Source organism: Pseudomonas sp. AK181 (genome assembly GCF_051122975.1).
In the GTDB taxonomy this organism is placed as follows: domain Bacteria; phylum Pseudomonadota; class Gammaproteobacteria; order Pseudomonadales; family Pseudomonadaceae; genus Aquipseudomonas; species Aquipseudomonas lactis.
In genome coordinates, this window is sequence record NZ_CP146348.1 from 5,655,019 (window position 1) to 5,671,566 (window position 16,548).

General features: G+C 57.3%; 21 protein-coding genes and 1 tRNA gene. 19 read left to right on the forward strand and 3 right to left on the reverse strand.

The window, feature by feature from the left end; all coding sequences use genetic code 11:
- Positions 1-53 precede the first annotated feature (53 nt).
- The 19 genes from V8689_RS25890 (at position 54) to V8689_RS25980 (ending at position 14,388) form a co-directional block, all read left to right on the forward strand.
- On the forward strand, positions 54-1,778 hold the full coding sequence (locus V8689_RS25890) for a tetratricopeptide repeat protein (protein WP_003188355.1): 1,725 nt from the start codon (positions 54-56) through the stop codon (positions 1,776-1,778).
- A gap of 4 nt (positions 1,779-1,782) precedes the next feature.
- Positions 1,783-2,400: a lipoprotein insertase outer membrane protein LolB gene (lolB, locus tag V8689_RS25895; protein WP_032893661.1), complete on the forward strand. Its 618-nt coding sequence runs from the start codon at positions 1,783-1,785 to the stop codon at positions 2,398-2,400.
- A gap of 49 nt (positions 2,401-2,449) precedes the next feature.
- Complete coding sequence (ispE, locus tag V8689_RS25900) at positions 2,450-3,253, forward strand: 4-(cytidine 5'-diphospho)-2-C-methyl-D-erythritol kinase (protein WP_153475606.1); 804 nt, start codon at positions 2,450-2,452, stop codon at positions 3,251-3,253.
- Positions 3,254-3,290: 37 nt separating this feature from the next.
- A tRNA-Gln gene (locus V8689_RS25905) sits at positions 3,291-3,365 on the forward strand.
- Positions 3,366-3,411: 46 nt separating this feature from the next.
- Complete coding sequence (locus V8689_RS25910) at positions 3,412-4,353, forward strand: ribose-phosphate pyrophosphokinase (RefSeq protein WP_003171603.1); 942 nt, start codon at positions 3,412-3,414, stop codon at positions 4,351-4,353.
- A gap of 137 nt (positions 4,354-4,490) precedes the next feature.
- A complete protein-coding gene (locus tag V8689_RS25915) occupies positions 4,491-5,090 on the forward strand; it encodes a 50S ribosomal protein L25/general stress protein Ctc (RefSeq protein WP_003188351.1) in 600 nt (199 codons plus the stop codon).
- 165 nt (positions 5,091-5,255) lie between these two features.
- Complete coding sequence (pth, locus tag V8689_RS25920) at positions 5,256-5,840, forward strand: aminoacyl-tRNA hydrolase (RefSeq protein ID WP_003188350.1); 585 nt, start codon at positions 5,256-5,258, stop codon at positions 5,838-5,840.
- 21 nt (positions 5,841-5,861) lie between these two features.
- Positions 5,862-6,962 (forward strand): redox-regulated ATPase YchF, encoded by a 1,101-nt coding sequence (ychF, locus tag V8689_RS25925; protein WP_032893664.1) that lies wholly within the window; start codon positions 5,862-5,864, stop codon positions 6,960-6,962.
- Between the two features lie 370 nt (positions 6,963-7,332).
- The gene (locus tag V8689_RS25930) at positions 7,333-8,250 is read left to right on the forward strand and encodes a sigma 54-interacting transcriptional regulator (protein WP_056785384.1); all 918 of its coding nucleotides are present in this window, start codon (positions 7,333-7,335) and stop codon (positions 8,248-8,250) included.
- Between the two features lie 185 nt (positions 8,251-8,435).
- Positions 8,436-8,612: a hypothetical protein gene (locus tag V8689_RS25935; protein WP_032893666.1), complete on the forward strand. Its 177-nt coding sequence runs from the start codon at positions 8,436-8,438 to the stop codon at positions 8,610-8,612.
- A 51-nt stretch (positions 8,613-8,663) separates the two neighbouring features.
- Entirely contained in the window at positions 8,664-9,026 is a 363-nt protein-coding gene (locus V8689_RS25940) for an EscI/YscI/HrpB family type III secretion system inner rod protein (RefSeq protein ID WP_223816887.1), read from the forward strand.
- A gap of 6 nt (positions 9,027-9,032) precedes the next feature.
- Positions 9,033-9,818: a type III secretion system inner membrane ring lipoprotein SctJ gene (sctJ, locus tag V8689_RS25945; RefSeq protein ID WP_032893668.1), complete on the forward strand. Its 786-nt coding sequence runs from the start codon at positions 9,033-9,035 to the stop codon at positions 9,816-9,818.
- Positions 9,815-10,357 (forward strand): hypothetical protein, encoded by a 543-nt coding sequence (locus tag V8689_RS25950; protein WP_082587717.1) that lies wholly within the window; start codon positions 9,815-9,817, stop codon positions 10,355-10,357. The genes sctJ and V8689_RS25950 overlap by 4 nt, the downstream gene beginning before the upstream one ends.
- 24 nt (positions 10,358-10,381) lie before the next feature.
- Entirely contained in the window at positions 10,382-10,954 is a 573-nt protein-coding gene (gene sctL, locus V8689_RS25955; protein ID WP_056785390.1) for a type III secretion system stator protein SctL, read from the forward strand.
- A gap of 103 nt (positions 10,955-11,057) precedes the next feature.
- Positions 11,058-11,276: a hypothetical protein gene (locus V8689_RS25960; RefSeq protein ID WP_032893671.1), complete on the forward strand. Its 219-nt coding sequence runs from the start codon at positions 11,058-11,060 to the stop codon at positions 11,274-11,276.
- A gap of 1 nt (position 11,277) precedes the next feature.
- The gene (locus V8689_RS25965; protein WP_056785393.1) at positions 11,278-11,667 is read left to right on the forward strand and encodes a type III secretion system chaperone; all 390 of its coding nucleotides are present in this window, start codon (positions 11,278-11,280) and stop codon (positions 11,665-11,667) included.
- Positions 11,668-11,681: 14 nt separating this feature from the next.
- Positions 11,682-13,826 (forward strand): type III secretion system outer membrane ring subunit SctC, encoded by a 2,145-nt coding sequence (gene sctC, locus V8689_RS25970; protein ID WP_056785395.1) that lies wholly within the window; start codon positions 11,682-11,684, stop codon positions 13,824-13,826.
- Positions 13,823-14,026, forward strand: coding sequence for an HrpT family type III secretion system protein (hrpT, locus tag V8689_RS25975; RefSeq protein WP_032893674.1), 204 nt, complete (start codon positions 13,823-13,825; stop codon positions 14,024-14,026). Before sctC ends, hrpT begins: the two co-directional genes overlap by 4 nt.
- Complete coding sequence (locus V8689_RS25980) at positions 14,023-14,388, forward strand: hypothetical protein (RefSeq protein WP_056785398.1); 366 nt, start codon at positions 14,023-14,025, stop codon at positions 14,386-14,388. Before hrpT ends, V8689_RS25980 begins: the two co-directional genes overlap by 4 nt.
- On the opposite strand, the gene sctU is transcribed toward V8689_RS25980, so the two are convergent.
- The 3 genes from sctU to sctS are packed head-to-tail and all read right to left on the reverse strand — an operon-like array spanning position 14,389 to position 16,545.
- Complete coding sequence (sctU, locus tag V8689_RS25985; RefSeq protein ID WP_056785403.1) at positions 14,389-15,486, reverse strand: type III secretion system export apparatus subunit SctU; 1,098 nt, start codon at positions 15,484-15,486, stop codon at positions 14,389-14,391.
- The gene (sctT, locus tag V8689_RS25990; RefSeq protein ID WP_056785406.1) at positions 15,483-16,271 is read right to left on the reverse strand and encodes a type III secretion system export apparatus subunit SctT; all 789 of its coding nucleotides are present in this window, start codon (positions 16,269-16,271) and stop codon (positions 15,483-15,485) included. The genes sctU and sctT overlap by 4 nt, the downstream gene beginning before the upstream one ends.
- Positions 16,272-16,281: 10 nt before the next feature.
- Entirely contained in the window at positions 16,282-16,545 is a 264-nt protein-coding gene (gene sctS / locus V8689_RS25995; protein WP_003188329.1) for a type III secretion system export apparatus subunit SctS, read from the reverse strand.
- Positions 16,546-16,548: the final 3 nt, after the last annotated feature.

Below are 16,548 nucleotides of genomic sequence, written 5' to 3' on the forward strand. Positions count from 1 at the left end.
CCGAAGGCTTGTGTCATGATGATCCGACCGCAGGTTAGTCGTCCTCTTCCTATATGAATAGATCTTCCGCGTTGCTCCTCGCTTTTGTCTTCCTCAGCGGCTGCCAGGCCATGGCACCCGTGTCGCCGGACGCTACGTCGCCGGTGGAAGACAGCACTCCCGCCCCTGAAAAGCCCAAGGTTTATTCCTCGTTCAGTGAAGAAACGATCTACAGCCTGCTGACCGCTGAACTGGCCGGCCAGCGCAATCGCTTCGATATTGCGCTGGATAATTACGTGACCCAGGCCATCAACACCCAGGACCCGGGGATTTCCGAGCGAGCGTTTCGCATCGCCGAATACCTGGGCGCCGACCAGGCAGCGCTGGACACCTCGCTGATCTGGGCCAAAAACGCCCCGGATGACCTGGAAGCCCAACGCGCCGCGGCGGTGCAACTGGCGCGTGCCGGGCGCTACGACGACTCCATGGTCTATATGGAGAAGGTTTTGCAGGGCAAGGGCGACACGCATTTTGACTTTCTTGCGCTGTCGGCCGCTGACACCGACCAGGACACGCGCAACGGCCTGATGAAGAGCTTTGATCGGCTGCTGCAAAAGCATCCGAAGAACAGCCAGTTGATTTTCGGCAAGGCCCTGCTGCTGCAACAGGACGATGAGGCCGACGCCGCGCTCAAGCTGCTGGAGCAGAACCCGCCGGAAGAAGGCGAAATTGCGCCGATCCTGTTGCGTGCACGCCTGCTGCAAAGCCTTAACCGCGGCAAGGAAGCGATTCCGCTGCTGGAAAAAAGTATCAAGAAATACCCCGGCGACAAGCGCCTGCTCCTGACCTATGCGCGCATGCTGGTGGAGCAGGACCGGATGGAAGACGCCAAAGTGCAGTTCGCCAACCTGGTCCAGCAATACCCGGACGACGACGAGCTGCGTTATTCCCTGGCACTGGTGTGCCTGGAAGCCAAGGCCTGGGACGAGGCCAAGGGCTACCTGCAAGAGCTGATCGAACGTGACAGCCATGTGGACTCGGCGCATCTGAACCTGGGCCGCATCGCTGAAGAGCGTAACGACCCGCAAGCGGCCCTGCTTGAATATGCTCAGGTTGGCCCCGGTAATGACTACCTGCCAGCGCAGTTGCGCCAGGCCGATATTCTGATGAGCAATGGCCGCACCGACGAAGCGGAAAAACGCCTGGCCGCGGCCCGCGATGCCGAGCCGGACTATGCGATCCAGCTGTACCTGATCCAGGCCGAGACCTTATCGGCCAACAAACAGGGCGAACGTGCCTGGAAACTGCTGCAACAAGCGTTGCTGCAATACCCCGACGATTTGAACCTGCTGTACACCCGCGCCATGCAGGCGGAAAAACGCAATGACCTGGCACAGCTGGAAAAAGACCTGCGCCTGATCATCAAGCGTGACCCGGACAACGCCATGGCCCTTAACGCCCTGGGCTATACCTTGTCCGACCGCACCACACGCTACGCCGAAGCCAAGGTGCTGATTGAACAGGCTCATGCGCTCAACCCTGAAGACCCTGCCGTGCTCGACAGCCTGGGCTGGGTGAATTACCGCCTGGGCAACCTCGACGAAGCCGAGCGCTTGCTGCGCCAGGCACTGGAGCGCTTCCCGGACCAGGAAGTTGCCGCACACCTAGGCGAAGTGCTCTGGGCCAATGGCAAGCAGCGCGAAGCCCGACAAATCTGGGAAAAATTCCTCAAGGAACAACCCGACAGCCCCATCCTGCGCAGCACCATCAAGCGCCTGACCGGATCCGAGACCCTTTAAATTTATGTTCTTGCGCCACGTTATTGTTTTCAGCTTCATCGCCCTGCTCGCCGGTTGCGCGGGCATCGGCAGCCGTGAATCCGTTGAAGGCCAGGGCAACCCGGCCCAATGGAAACAACACAAGGACCAGCTCAGCAGCATCGATGGCTGGCAGATCGAGGGCAAGGTCGGGGTGCGCGCGCCGAAAGACTCCGGCAGCGGCACCCTGTTCTGGCTGCAACGCCAGGACTACTACGACATTCGCCTCTCGGGCCCCCTGGGCCGTGGCGCAGCCCGCCTGACTGGCCGGCCGGGGCAAGTGAGCCTGGAAGTGGCCAACCAGGGCCGCTACGAGGCAACCTCCCCGGAAGAACTGCTGGAGCAGCAGATTGGCTGGAAGCTGCCCGTCTCGCATTTGGTCTGGTGGGTGCGCGGCTTGCCGGCGCCGGACAGCAAGAGCCGTCTGAGCCTCAATGGCGACAGCCGCCTCGCCACCCTGGAGCAGGATGGCTGGCAGGTCGAATATTTGAGCTACGTGGAACAAAGCGGCTATTGGCTCCCGGAACGGATCAAGCTGCATGGCACCGACCTGGATGTCACGTTGGTGATCAAGGACTGGCAACCGCGCAAGCTGGGGCAATAACGTGTCCGCACAAAAATTGACCCTGCCCTCCCCGGCCAAGCTCAACCTGATGCTGCACATCCTTGGTCGCCGCGAAGACGGCTACCACGAGTTGCAGACGCTGTTTCAATTTCTCGACTACGGCGATGAGCTGACCTTTGCAGTACGTGACGATGGCGTGATCCAGCTGCACACCGAATTCGACGGCGTGCCCCACGACAGCAATCTGATTGTGCGGGCGGCAAAAAAACTTCAGGAACACTCTGGCTGCACACTCGGCATCGATATCTGGATCGACAAAATCCTGCCCATGGGCGGAGGTATCGGTGGCGGCAGCTCAAATGCCGCGACCACTTTGTTAGGCCTCAATCACTTATGGCAACTGGGCTGGGACCACGACCGCCTTGCTGCGCTGGGCCTTACGCTGGGCGCCGACGTCCCGGTTTTCGTGCGGGGGCACGCCGCATTTGCTGAAGGCGTTGGGGAGAAACTCACCCCTGTAGAGCCCGAAGAACCCTGGTACGTGGTGCTGGTGCCGCAAGTATCTGTAAGTACAGCAGAAATTTTTTCAGATCCGTTGTTGACACGTAACTCTTCTCCCATTAAAGTGCGCCCCGTTCCCAAGGGAAACAGTCGAAATGACTGCTTACCGGTTGTAGCAAGGCGTTATCCAGAGGTACGTAACGCTTTGAATTTGTTAGGTAAATTTACCGAAGCAAAATTAACCGGAACTGGAAGTTGTGTGTTTGGGGGCTTCCCAAGCAAAGCTGAAGCTGATAAAGTCTCGGCCCTTCTTACAGAGACCCTTACAGGGTTTGTAGCAAAGGGAAGCAACGTTTCGATGTTGCATCGCAAGCTGCAAAGTCTGCTCTAAAAGGAACCGAGTGTTAGGCACTCGTTGCAACAGATACAGGGGCGTCGCCAAGCGGTAAGGCAGCAGGTTTTGATCCTGCCATGCGTTGGTTCGAATCCAGCCGCCCCTGCCATTTTCTAATACTCATCCAGGTTACCCTCAGCCTCTAGGTACTGCGCGTGTCCAAGATGATGGTCTTTACGGGGAATGCCAACCCCGATCTGGCTCGGCGTGTCGTACGTCAGCTGCATATCCCTCTCGGTGACATCTCTGTCGGTAAATTCTCCGACGGCGAAATTACCGCCGAGATCAATGAAAATGTCCGCGGTAAAGACGTCTTCATTATTCAGCCGACCTGCGCTCCGACCAACGATAACCTGATGGAACTCGTCGTGATGGCTGATGCCTTCCGCCGCTCCTCAGCGACTCGAATCACAGCTGTAATCCCTTACTTTGGTTATGCCCGTCAGGATCGCCGTCCGCGCTCCGCACGTGTGGCTATCAGCGCGAAAGTCGTTGCTGACATGCTGACCGTGGTAGGTATCGACCGTGTGCTCACGGTTGACCTGCACGCTGACCAAATCCAGGGGTTCTTCGATATTCCGGTAGATAACATCTACGGCTCCCCCGTTCTGGTGGATGACATCGAAGACCAGCGCTTTGAAAACCTGATGATCGTGTCCCCGGACATTGGTGGCGTCGTGCGTGCACGGGCTGTTGCCAAATCCCTGGGCGTGGACCTCGGGATCATCGACAAACGCCGTGAGAAAGCCAATCACTCTGAAGTGATGCATATCATCGGTGATGTCGAAGGGCGTACCTGTATTCTGGTTGATGACATGGTCGACACCGCCGGCACCCTGTGCCACGCGGCGAAAGCCTTGAAAGAGCACGGTGCAGCAAAAGTCTTCGCCTACTGCACACACCCTGTGCTGTCGGGCCGAGCGATCGAGAACATCGAGAACTCCGTGCTGGACGAACTGGTGGTGACCAACACCATCCCGTTGTCCGCCGCAGCTCAAGCCTGTGCACGTATCCGCCAACTGGATATTGCACCGGTCGTTGCCGAAGCGGTTCGCCGCATCAGCAATGAAGAATCGATCAGCGCGATGTTCCGTTAAGGGTCAAACCAACGGATCACCTCACTGACGAAAAGCGCCCCGCCCCAGCATTCCGCTGGGGCGGGGCTTTTTTGCCCATATCGAGTTCGGCGCTGGTCGCAAACGCCCCTCGATGATGGCTATTTTGGAGATACAACATGAACGAATTTACTCTGAACGCCCAAGCGCGTACTGACCTGGGGAAAGGTGCGAGCCGCCGCCTGCGTCACGCCGCCAACATCCCAGCCGTTGTCTACGGTGGTAACAAGCCTGCTGAATCCGTGACCATCCTGGCCAAGGAAATCGCCAAGCTGTTCGAAAACGAAGCTGCCTACAGCCACGTTATCGAGCTGAACGTCGACGGCGCCAAGCAGAACGTCATCGTTAAAGCGATGCAGCGTCACCCTTCCAAGCAGTTCATCATGCACGCTGACTTCGTTCGCGTTGTAGCTGGCCAGAAACTGACCGCCATCGTGCCTGTGCACTTTGTGGGTGAAGAAGCTCCGGTCAAGAAAGGCGGCGAGATCTCTCACGTCCTGAACGAAATCGAAGTGACCTGCCTGCCGAAAGACCTGCCTGAGTTCATCGAAGTCGACCTGTCGGCTCTGGAAATCGGCGCCATCGTTCACCTGTCCGACCTCAAGGCTCCTAAAGGCGTTGAGTTTGTTGCACTGGCTCACGGTGATGACAAAGCTGTTGCCAACGTTCACGCTCCACGCGTTGCTCCAGAAGAAGCTGAAGAAGGCGCTGCAGAGTAATTCACTCTGTATTGCCGGAGCTTGAGGAAACATCGCGGACCGAAACGTAGCGAGAAAGCGGGATAACGCGGCGTTTACTCTTGAGTAAATGATGTAGTGTCGTCCACTTTCGCCGCACACGGGTACGGCGATGTTATCCACAACTCCAAAGGAAGGGCCCCTGTCGTGACTGCCATTAAACTGATCGTTGGCCTGGGAAATCCAGGCGCCGAATACGAACAGACCCGGCATAACGCGGGGGCCCTTTTTGTTGAGCGTATCGCCCACGCCCAAGGCATCAACCTGGTGGCCGATCGCAAATATTTTGGCCTGACCGGGCGCTTCTCGCACCAGGGTCAGGATGTTCGTCTACTGATTCCCACCACCTACATGAACCGCAGCGGCCAGGCTGTCGCGGCGCTTGCGGGCTTCTTCCGGATCAAACCCGAAGAAATCCTGGTGGCCCATGACGAACTGGACCTGCCACCCGGCGTAGCCAAGCTCAAGCTCGGCGGCGGGCATGGTGGGCACAATGGCCTGCGCGACATCATCGCGCAGTTGGGCAATCAGAATAATTTTTACCGTCTGCGGCTCGGCATTGGCCACCCAGGCGTTGCCAGTATGGTTTCAAATTTCGTCCTGGGTCGTGCGCCACGCGCCGAACAGGAAAAACTCGATGCCAGCATCGATTTTGCCCTCGGCGTGCTGCCGGATATCTTCGCCGGTGAATGGAACCGTGCGATGAAAAACCTGCACAGCCAGAAGGCCTGACTCTTACCGAGGGGAAACACCATGGGATTCAATTGCGGCATCGTCGGCCTGCCCAACGTCGGCAAATCCACCCTGTTCAACGCCCTGACCAAGTCCGGTATTGCGGCGGAGAACTTCCCCTTCTGCACCATCGAACCCAACAGCGGTATTGTGCCGATGCCGGACCCGCGTCTTGACGCACTGTCGGCCATCGTCAATCCCAAGCGCATCCTGCCGACCACCATGGAGTTCGTCGACATCGCGGGCCTCGTCGCCGGCGCCTCGAAAGGTGAAGGCCTGGGCAACAAGTTCCTGGCCAACATCCGCGAAACCGATGCCATCGCCCACGTGGTCCGCTGCTTCGAAGACGAAAACGTGATTCACGTCTCCAACAGCGTCGACCCCAAGCGCGACATCGAGATCATCGACCTGGAACTGATCTTCGCCGACCTCGACAGCTGCGAAAAGCAACTGCAGAAAGTCGCGCGTAACGCCAAGGGCGGCGACAAGGATGCAGTGGTCCAAAAGGGCCTGCTGGAGCAACTGATCGCGCACTTCACCGAAGGCAAGCCAGCGCGCAGCCTGATGAAGAACATGGGCGCAGACGAGAAGGCCGTGATCAAGGGCTTCCACCTGCTGACCACCAAGCCTGTGATGTACATCGCCAACGTTGCCGAAGACGGCTTCGAGAACAACCCGCTGCTCGACGTGGTCAAGGCCATTGCCGACGAAGAAGGCGCCATCGTTGTTCCGGTGTGCAACAAGATCGAAGCGGAAATCGCCGAGCTCGATGACGGCGAAGAAAAGGACATGTTCCTCGAGGCCCTGGGCCTGGAAGAGCCTGGCCTGAACCGCGTGATCCGCGCCGGCTACGAAATGCTCAACCTGCAGACCTACTTCACCGCCGGTGTCGAAGAAGTCCGCGCCTGGACCGTCAAGGTCGGTGCCACTGCGCCACAGGCCGCCGGCGTGATCCACACCGACTTCGAAAAAGGCTTCATCCGCGCCGAAGTGATCGCCTACAACGACTTCATCCAGTTCAAGGGTGAAGCCGGTGCCAAGGAAGCCGGTAAATGGCGCCTGGAAGGCAAGGACTACATTGTCAAAGATGGCGATGTGATGCACTTCCGCTTCAATGTATAAGCGTTAACTGAACACCCTGCCCGATACAAGAAACCGACGCATTGCGTCGGTTTTTTGTTGCCTCCTATTTCTATCTACCACGCAACTAAAGACCCTCTACATAGAAAACTTAATCATCCAGATGCGGCGATCCATTTGAACGATGAATCCCTCAACTCTTAAGTCTTCTCCTACACCAAACACTCAATAACCAACACTCAAGCACTTGAATAATACAGCGCGCTGACATAGTTAATATTTCACACATTCTCCTGCAGCATTTTCATACTCACAGCCACGATGACATTTTTGATTATTTGCGTTCTACTGGCCGTACGCCAACAGCGTTCTATCAACAGTGAAGTGATAGCGATAGTGGAGTACCCGGACTATGTCAGCCTCTTACAAAATAACAAATGAGACATACCTCCCCTCTGTTGAAGCCTTGGACATCGAGCGTACGCTCAAGAGTACTGCGGCGCTCGATATCGACATTCTATTATTAGGAGAGACGGGGACGGGCAAGGATACCTTGGCCCAACGGATCCATCGTTTGTCGGGGCGACGAGGTCATTTTGTTGCCGTGAACTGCGCCGCCATCCCGGAAAGCCTCGCAGAGAGCCAACTGTTCGGCGTCAACAGCGGCGCCTATACCGGAGCAGTGCAATCACGTGCGGGTTTTATCGAAGCCGCTCACCTGGGTACCTTGTATCTGGATGAAATCGACAGTATGCCGCTCTCCATGCAAGCCAAACTGCTACGGGTACTGGAATCAAGGGGTGTGGAACGGCTGGGCTCAACCCGGTTTATCCCGGTAGACATGCGAGTCATCGCCTCTGCGCAGCAATCCCTGCATGAGATGGTCGAGCAGGGAAGGTTCAGGCGCGACCTGTATTTCCGCCTTAACGTCGTAAATATCAATCTGCCTCCGCTGCGCAATCGCCGTGACCGAATCGTCCCGTTGTTCCTGAATATGATTCAAGAGGAAGCCGAGCACTATAAGTGTCTCGCCCCAAACCTGTGCAGCGAGTTGGTCCAACAGTTGCTGTGCCACCCATGGCTGGGGAATGTGCGTGAGCTGCGCTCCACTGCCAAACGTTTCGTGCTGGGTCTGGCGCCGTTATCAAGCTCCCCCTCGAACATTACAAACGAGCCAATCAACCTGAAAGAACGCCTGCAACAAATCGAGAAAGCTCTGATTGAAGAGTCGTTGCGTCGTCATACCTACTGTGTGGACGAGGTGGCTGTAGAGTTGGGGATGGCGAAGAGAACGCTTTACTATCGCATGAAACAACTAGACATACAGTAGCCCACTGCGCAGGCCACAGGCACCGAAGAAATCTCCAGATACACCCTTCAAGTAAAAGCTGGAACCATATTCGCCCCGGAACCACACAAGGATGAGCCTGATATATTTAGTGCCTATTGGAAGCAACAATATTGCAACTACATATCAAGACTCAAACATCATTTCTTAGATATTGGAGTATCACTATGAGTGTTTCTGGCATTAACCCGCAAACCTATCAAGTCCCTGTCCAAAGCTCCGGCGGCGGCGAAAACGAAGACCTTAAAGCAGAAAGGAAAGCAGCGGTTCGCGAATCCCTGAAGGAAAGTATTGAAGCCTTCAAGATTTCTGAGAAGAAAAAGAACATCGACGCGATGCGCTAAATAGCATTACCGCCCTTTGTCCCCAAAGGGCGGTTTCCCCAAGAGGTCTATATGCAGATAAAAGAAGTCGATGTATTACGCGAATATCAAAACGGCCTCACAGCTCGCAGGCCCCCTACCCAACCTACACACCACGGCGAAGACGTGAGTTTTTTCAGCTCGCTATTGGAACCGTCGATGCAACGGGCTACCGCCACGTCATCATCGAATGCCCTGACCGACGCTTTGCAGCATTTGGACAAGGCGAGAAGTGGCATGAGTCGAGGCCTGAAAGACTTCAACAATGAGTTCAAAGAGAACAATCGGCTTAATTATGCCTCCCATCTTTCAGACTCCGTACTGCTGACCCAAACCCTGGTGAAGTGCGTCGGCAAGGGCGCGCAATGCCTAGAAAAAGTCAGCAACCTGCAGTAGGAAAAAATGATTCGTTTTCTATCCATCGGATTAGTTTTCTCGCTGACGCTGATACTGGGCGGCTGCGGCGAAAGTGTCGAACTGCATCGCCAACTCTCCGAGCAGGATGCCAATGAGGTCATCGCGGAACTGGCTGACAAACACATACGCGCACAAAAAGTGCCTGCCAAGGACGGCGTCGTGGTGCGTGTCAATGCAGCCGATATCAGCCGCGCCGTTCGCACACTCGAAGCGGTCGGATTGCCGAAGGTCGCCCGTGCCACACTGGGCGACACCTTCCGCAAGGAGGGCGTCATCTCTACCCCACTGGAAGAGCGTGCCCGGTATATCTATGCACTGTCTCAGGAGTTGGAGGCGACACTGTCAAACATCGATGGCGTCATCGTCGCTCGCGTGCACGTGGTCTTGCCCGAACGCGTGGCTCCCGGTGAGCCCGTCCAACCCGCCTCCGCCTCGGTGTTCATCAAGCATGACCCGCGACTGGAGCCCGACAGCATCCGGGCGCGCGTACGCAGGATGGTATCCAGTAGTATTCCCGGCATGACCACTGCATTGGATAACGCGCAGAAGCTCACGGTGGTTTTTGTGCCGGCAGCGGCTTACCAAGAGCAACAACGCCTGAGCTATTTCGGTCCGTTCCTGGTTCCCGAGGAAGACATCGGTTTTTGGCGGACCACTGTCAGCTTGTTGGTTATCGGCGCGATACTGACGCTCGTCGCTGCGCTGTTCTGGCGCATACGAGGCCAACGATCAAGGCAGGATCCTGTCAGTCCCAGCGCATCTACCGAATGAGTGATCATCTGGCCTGGGCCCAATGGTGGGCCAGTCCGTGGCGGTTTTCGCACCCGGATGCGACCAGCGCCCAGGCCTACCACGCATTACCCGCCCTGTGTCGCAGCCAACCCGCACTGGCGTGTGCAGCGTTGGGCATCGAGCCGTGCCTACCTCCCCCTCCCCGTGCAACGGTGCTTGGTTTGGCCCTGGCTTCACGAGAGCAGTTCGATCTGGCGATAGCGCTACTGGAGCTTACGTGCCATCCCAACGTCGACAGCCCCTTGTACGATGAACACCGCAAGTGGTGTGAGCGCCTTGCCAAGGCCCTGCACCCTGACGCCCTGTTGCAGCCGGAGAATGATCCACTGCAATTGCTGAGAGCGTGGGTTGAGCCTGCTGTCTGGCAACGTCTTCGGCTGCGCTTGCCCCCTGACCGGGTGCAGGCGCTTGAAACCACTCACCTGCCAATCGACGACGCGCATGGCCGGCTCAATACGCTGTGGCAGGCGATTGTCTGGCGTATCGAAGCAACGGGCAGCGAAACAAATCGTCGTTAACTGCAACACGCCAGAGCATTGTCTATGTTGACCCTACGCAAAATCGAATTGCACAACGGCGCTTGCGGGCAGCCAAAAGTATTGATTACCCGGGAGATGCTCGCCGATTGCGTTCAGTCCGCGCAGTTGCTGGGTAGCGCACAGACCCAAGCTGAAGAGTTGCTGCGCCAGGCGGCTGAGCATCGCGAAGAAATGCTCGAGCAGGCCCGCCTCGACTTCTGGTCACGTGCCCACGCGCAACTCAGCGCGTGGGAGCGCCAACGCCAGTCAATGTGTGACAGCCTCGAACACTACGCAACATCCATTGCCAACCGAGCCTTCCACTGCCTGTTAGAAGAAGTGCCTCCCCCAAAGCGTCTTTCGGCATTGGTCAAACAGTTGGTAGCGACGCAAATTCCACCTATCAAGGCAACCTTGGTTTGCCACCCGCACGAGCATGAGCAGATAGCCCAAGCCTTGGCCCGGTTGGGCTCTACCCCCTGGAAGCTTCGCCCCGATGACCAGATCAAACCTCAATCACTGCTACTGGAAACAGATGAAGGCGATTTTCGTATCGACTGGGCCTCGATGCGAGAAATATTGTTTACAGGCGAGTAGGACAGAGCGGTAGAGGCAGGCGATATCTTTAAAAAAATGTCTGCCGATGGAACTGGTGGCAAACAACCCGCCACACAGTTCAGACACATCTGGAGTAAAAATCATGGACTTTCACGGAAACCTGAAAAACCATCTATTGAAGCAAGTTCAGGCTGATATCAAGCGAGTGAATACAGCCTATAAAGATCCGGTTGCGCTCGATGCAGATATCGAATATTTCAGCGACCTCGTGAAACAACAGAAGCTCTCTCTTATCGCGTTCAACGAACACACGCGCTCCAGGCATACGCTGCTCAAAACAGCGCTGGACGGCGTGCAATAAGTTGCAAGCACTCCTTGCCGGTTGGCTGAATGGCCACGAAGGGCAGCTGACTTTGTTTGAGAACGACGACGAAATCATCTTTCAACGCGTTTCGAACAGACTGCTGGTAAAGGTCCAGTTGACCAAAGCGGACGAACACAAAGCCCAGCTGCGCACCTGGATGCGTCTGGGAGGCCCCAGCCTCAGCTATTTTCACGGCGCAGTTGCATTGGCGCCGACCACCGGTGCGCTTTGGCTTATTCAATGTGTGGAGATGGGGCACGGCGAGCAGCTGGCGAAGTGTCTCGAATCCCTTCTCAACCAACGCGACACCTGGCGCGCCATTGTCGCGCGCCAGGCGCGGCCTGTACGCACATTCATACCCACGTCGCTGCGCTCGATATCGCACTAATCAGAGACTTTCCCATGCCTGACAAAAACGACAAGCACAAACGCTTGCGCCCTCACGTACCTGCTTCGACCCACCGCGCCGCCTGGTGTTGGCTCATCATGCTGCCTGGGTGGCTGCTGCCACTGGATAGCGCGCTGGCCGCAATCCCGCCCGAATGGAAAAACACGGCCTACGCTTATGAAGCCCAGCACAAACCGGTGCGCGAAGTACTGGAAGATTTTGCCCAGACATTTGGTACTCAGCTCCAGGTCGAGGGCCTGCTCGAAGGTAACGTCAACGGCAAGATACGCGCTAATACGCCACAGTCATTGCTCGACCGGCTGGGGGTCGAACACCGTTTCCAATGGTACATGTACAACAACACCCTTTATATCAGCACCCTGGACCAGCAAGAATCGGCACGCCTGGAAGTCTCTTCCGAGACCATCGCGGACCTCAAGCAAGCGTTGACCGATATAGGCTTGCTCGACAGTCGTTTTGGCTGGGGCGAGTTGCCGGAAGACGGTGTTGTGCTGGTCTCCGGCCCGAAAGTTTATATCGAACAAATCAAGCGTTTCAGCAGCCAGCGCCGTTCCGCGGATGAAAAACAGAGCGTGTTGAGCTACCCACTGAAATTCGCCAGCGCGGCGGACCGCCAAATGGAATACCGCAACGAAAAAATCACCATCCCCGGTGTAGCCACCATGCTACGAGGGCTTCTGGAACCGCGCTCAACCTCAACCTCGACCTCTTCGGCACAGGCTCAACGCTCCATCACCCAGCCCGCGTTCATTACGCCCGTGGTTCCACGCTTGAGCAACCCGTTGCTGGGGCAAATGCTCGGCTCCACCGCGACAACCGGGCTGAACGGCTCTAACGATACAGGCATGTCAATCACCCCGCGTGCCCCGGTCAGCCCAGCCCGTATCCGCGTCGAAGCCGACTTGCGCAATAACGCCATCCTGATTTATGACGTGCCGGAACGGCAGGCGATGTATCGCGAACTGATCACTCAACTCGACGTGGCACGCAAACTGGTGGAAATCGATGCAATCATCCTCGACATCGAGCGCACGCAACTGCGCGAATTCGGGGTGAAATGGGGCTTTCAGAACAGTCGCTTCAGTGGCACATCCAACCTGATTTCCGGCAACGCTCAACTGACAATTGAAAACCGTGGTCGTTTCGACGCGGAGATACGCGCGCTGGAAGCCAAGGGCCTGGCAACCATGGTGTCCAATCCGTCAGTGCTGACACTCGAAAACCAGCCGGCGGTGATTGATTTCAACCGAACCCAATACCTGACCAGCGGTCGGCAGAACGCTACGATTCTGCCGATCACCGTGGGCACCGGCTTCCAGGTCGTGCCGCGCGTCATCACGAGCCGTGGCGGTCATCAGATCCAGCTGTTGGTAGATATCGAGGACGGTAACTTCGAAGATGCCAACCCTACTCCCGGCAGCTTCGATGTACGCCGAGGCAAAGTCAGCACCCAAGCCATCATGGCCGAAAAACGCTCGCTCGTGATCGGCGGTTTCCACGTCACCGAAAGCATCGACAAGCACAGCAAGGTGCCCCTGTTGGGTGATATTCCTCTATTGGGCAAGGCGTTGTTTTCCTCGACTGAACGACAGAACAATCGGCGCGAACGTCTGTTTATCCTCACGCCACGCGTCATCGGCGACCAGGCCGACCCGTCACGTTACCTGCCCCAGGCAGACCAGGCCCAATTGCAGGCCGCTCTCACGCCCCTGGTCAGGCGCTATGACCCTCACCAACCGGAGATCAAGCGCAGTGACATTATCAGTACCCTGGCGCATCTGGTCACAGGGCAAGTGCCCAAAGCTTTCAAGGTAGCGCCGATGCCCCTGGGGTTGAACACCTTGTGCAGCACCCGCAACTTGCTGGCGCTGAACACCGAGCGCAGCCAATGGTACGCCGGCCCGCAGTACAACGTAGCCGTGGTGGTGCTGCGCAATCAGTTCAACCGCAATGTGCGTATCGACGAAAAGGAATGCAGTACGTCGCAAACCCTGGCCGTGAGTGTATGGCCGCGCGCCTGGCTCAAGCCTGGCGAGGAAGCAGAAGTGTTTATCGCCATGCGTCCGGTGGTCAAGGATGAACACGTCAGCGTGCCCCGTCCCTCCCTGATCACTCCAACCCAAAAGGCCAAGCCATGAAACATCGCTTGCTGTACGTCACCCTGATCGGCGCGGCGCTGCTTGTCGCCGGCTGTACGCCCACCTGCAAGGGCGACTCCTGCTCACGTCCGCAATCGACCCAGGATAAGCTGGTGATCTGGTGGCCTCCACAAATGCGCGTCGAACCCGGCCCTGCCGGAGAGCGTGCGGACTATCAGACAGTGTCGCTGGAACGATGAGCGCCCAAGGAACCCCGGCCGATGAACGCCAGGTATTCCTCGACAGCCTGGTGGGCGGCTCTGCCGCTCACCTGACACTTGGCCCGGGGGTAACGGCCAGCAGCCTGCAAGCCGGAACCCGTCAGGGCCTGGCCCTGCACGTGGCTCGCGAGGCACTGCAAGCTTCACAATTGCAGAACGTGCTGGAGCGGCGTTTCGAGCAAGCCGTGGCATTCGATGGCTGCTTTATCTACATTGACGCACAGGACGCCCTGGTGATCTGGCATGCACTGCCCCCACAGCGCAACCTGCTCAACAGGCTCCTCAGCCGAATGTTGTCGTTGGCCAACCTTGAAACCCTGGATGCGCGTACCCGGCGCTGATCAACGCAGATCAAGCTCCGGCAATTCCAGGGTTTCACGCTTGGCCTCATCATCAAGCTCGCGCAGGGTGCGGTAGATCAATGCCACGGCCTGCAGGGTTTCACGAGGAATGGTCTCCCCCAGCTTGTTCGTATACAGCGTACGGGCCAACCACACGCACTGGATCACCGGTACATCGGCCGCTTTGGCACGTGCGATCAACGCACGGGCGTCATCATCAGTCCCTTTGCTCACCAGCAGGGGCAGCGGCGTTTCACCGGGGCGGTAATACAAGGCCACGGCAAAGTGCGTCGGGTTGACCACCAACATATCGGACTCCTCCAGCTTGGGCAGCTTGACCTTCGGCTCCTCCTGGGCCAATTGCTGCGCCAGGGCGCGGCGCTGCCCCTTCACGTGGGGATCGCCCTCCATGTCCTTGTACTCTTTCACGACCTCGACCTGGGTCATGCGCATGCGCTTGGCAAAGAAGTACTTCTGCATCGCCAGGTCGATAAGCGCCAGCACCAGCAATAACCCAAGACAGGCATGCAGCAGATAGCGGAACAGGGCGATCAATCCCAGGATGTAGCTTTGCAGATCGCTGCTGGCCATATTGATCAACACCCCCAGGGAAGGCCAGATCACCACGTACAGGATCAGGCCCAGCAGTGTTGCCTTGACGATGCTCATCAACAGGTTCATTACCGACTGGACAGAGAACATTTGCTTGAGTTGGCTGAGCGGGTTCAGACGATTGAAGTCGAGCTTCAAGGAGTCCGGTGCGAACAGAATCCCGAACTGCATCCAGCTGCTGACCAGCTTGGTGATAATCGCCACCGCGGCCATCAGCAGGGCGAAGGAGAAAAACACCATCAAGCCTTCGACCATCACTTCTTCCAGCGCCTGAGGGAAAGGCAAGGACAGGCGCGAGATCGGCAGCAGCATCAACTGCTGGAAACGTTGCAGGCTGCTCTCGGCGGTGAACAAGGCAATTTCGCTGATGGCTGTCAGCACCAGTAGCTTACCCACATCCTGGCTTTGGGCGACTTGGCCTTTCTTACGCTGATCGCGCAGCTTCTTGGCTGACGCGGGGTGCTTCTTCTCTCCCGAATCACTCATGACAGCGAGACCTCGAAAAACACGCCCAGGGAGTGCTTGAGGTCTTTAAGCAAGCCCATGCGTCCGACGATCAGGTCCTGCAGCAACGCAAAATACAACAACAGCACTCCGATGCCCGCCAGGCTCTTGAGGGGCGGCGCCAACGTACTCACTTGCAATTGCTGACTGTAGACCCCCAGCAGGGCAATGCCGAACTCCAGCAACAGCAGCACTGCAATAAAGGGCGCGGCGTAGAGCATCATGTGCGTGAAGGTATCGCCCAGCAGGCCGACAAATACATCGAAGCCATCGGCAGCGGGCAGTGGGAACCACACCGTCGGTGGCCAGAGCAGATAGCTGTCCCAGATCACCTGCGTCAACGCCCCAAGGCCCATGCTGGCCATCAGCAAAAAAATCGCCAATTGCTTGAACAAGTGCCCGGCTGGCGTCGCGTCTGGCCCTAGCGAGGGGTTGAGCTGACCACCGGCCAAGGCGCCACGCTGGTTGTCCAGCAACGCCCCAACCGACTCGAACAGCCAGAACGGCATGGACAGCAACACGCCCAGCAATAATCCCAGGGCTAACTCTTTGAAGACCAGCCCACCGAGCATCAGCGCCGAGTATTCCTGGTCCGCCAGCATGACGTGAATGGCAGGTGCAGGCAGCAGTGCCATGACCATCACAATGGTGTGCCGCAGCATGCCGCGTATATGTTGAAAACAGAATGCCGCCACGAGGAAGGCACAGGGGTAGATACGCGCCATGGCGACCAGCAGGCTGGGCAAATACTCAAGATATAGCAGCACAGGCAAGACCTCAGTGCAGGGCCGAGCGACCGATCATGTCAAAGGTCACGTTCATCAACTGGATCAACTCCACACCGATCCAGCGGCCGGTCATGATCAGGGTGATCCCCACTGCCACCAGCTTGATACCAAAGGGTAACGTCTGGTCCTGTACCTGCATCAGCGCCTGCACCAGGGAGGTCATGACCCCCACCACCACCGCCACAATCAGCGGCGGCGCCGTCAGCATCACTACCAGCAACATGCCCTGCTTGAATAATACGATGGGTTCCATAGG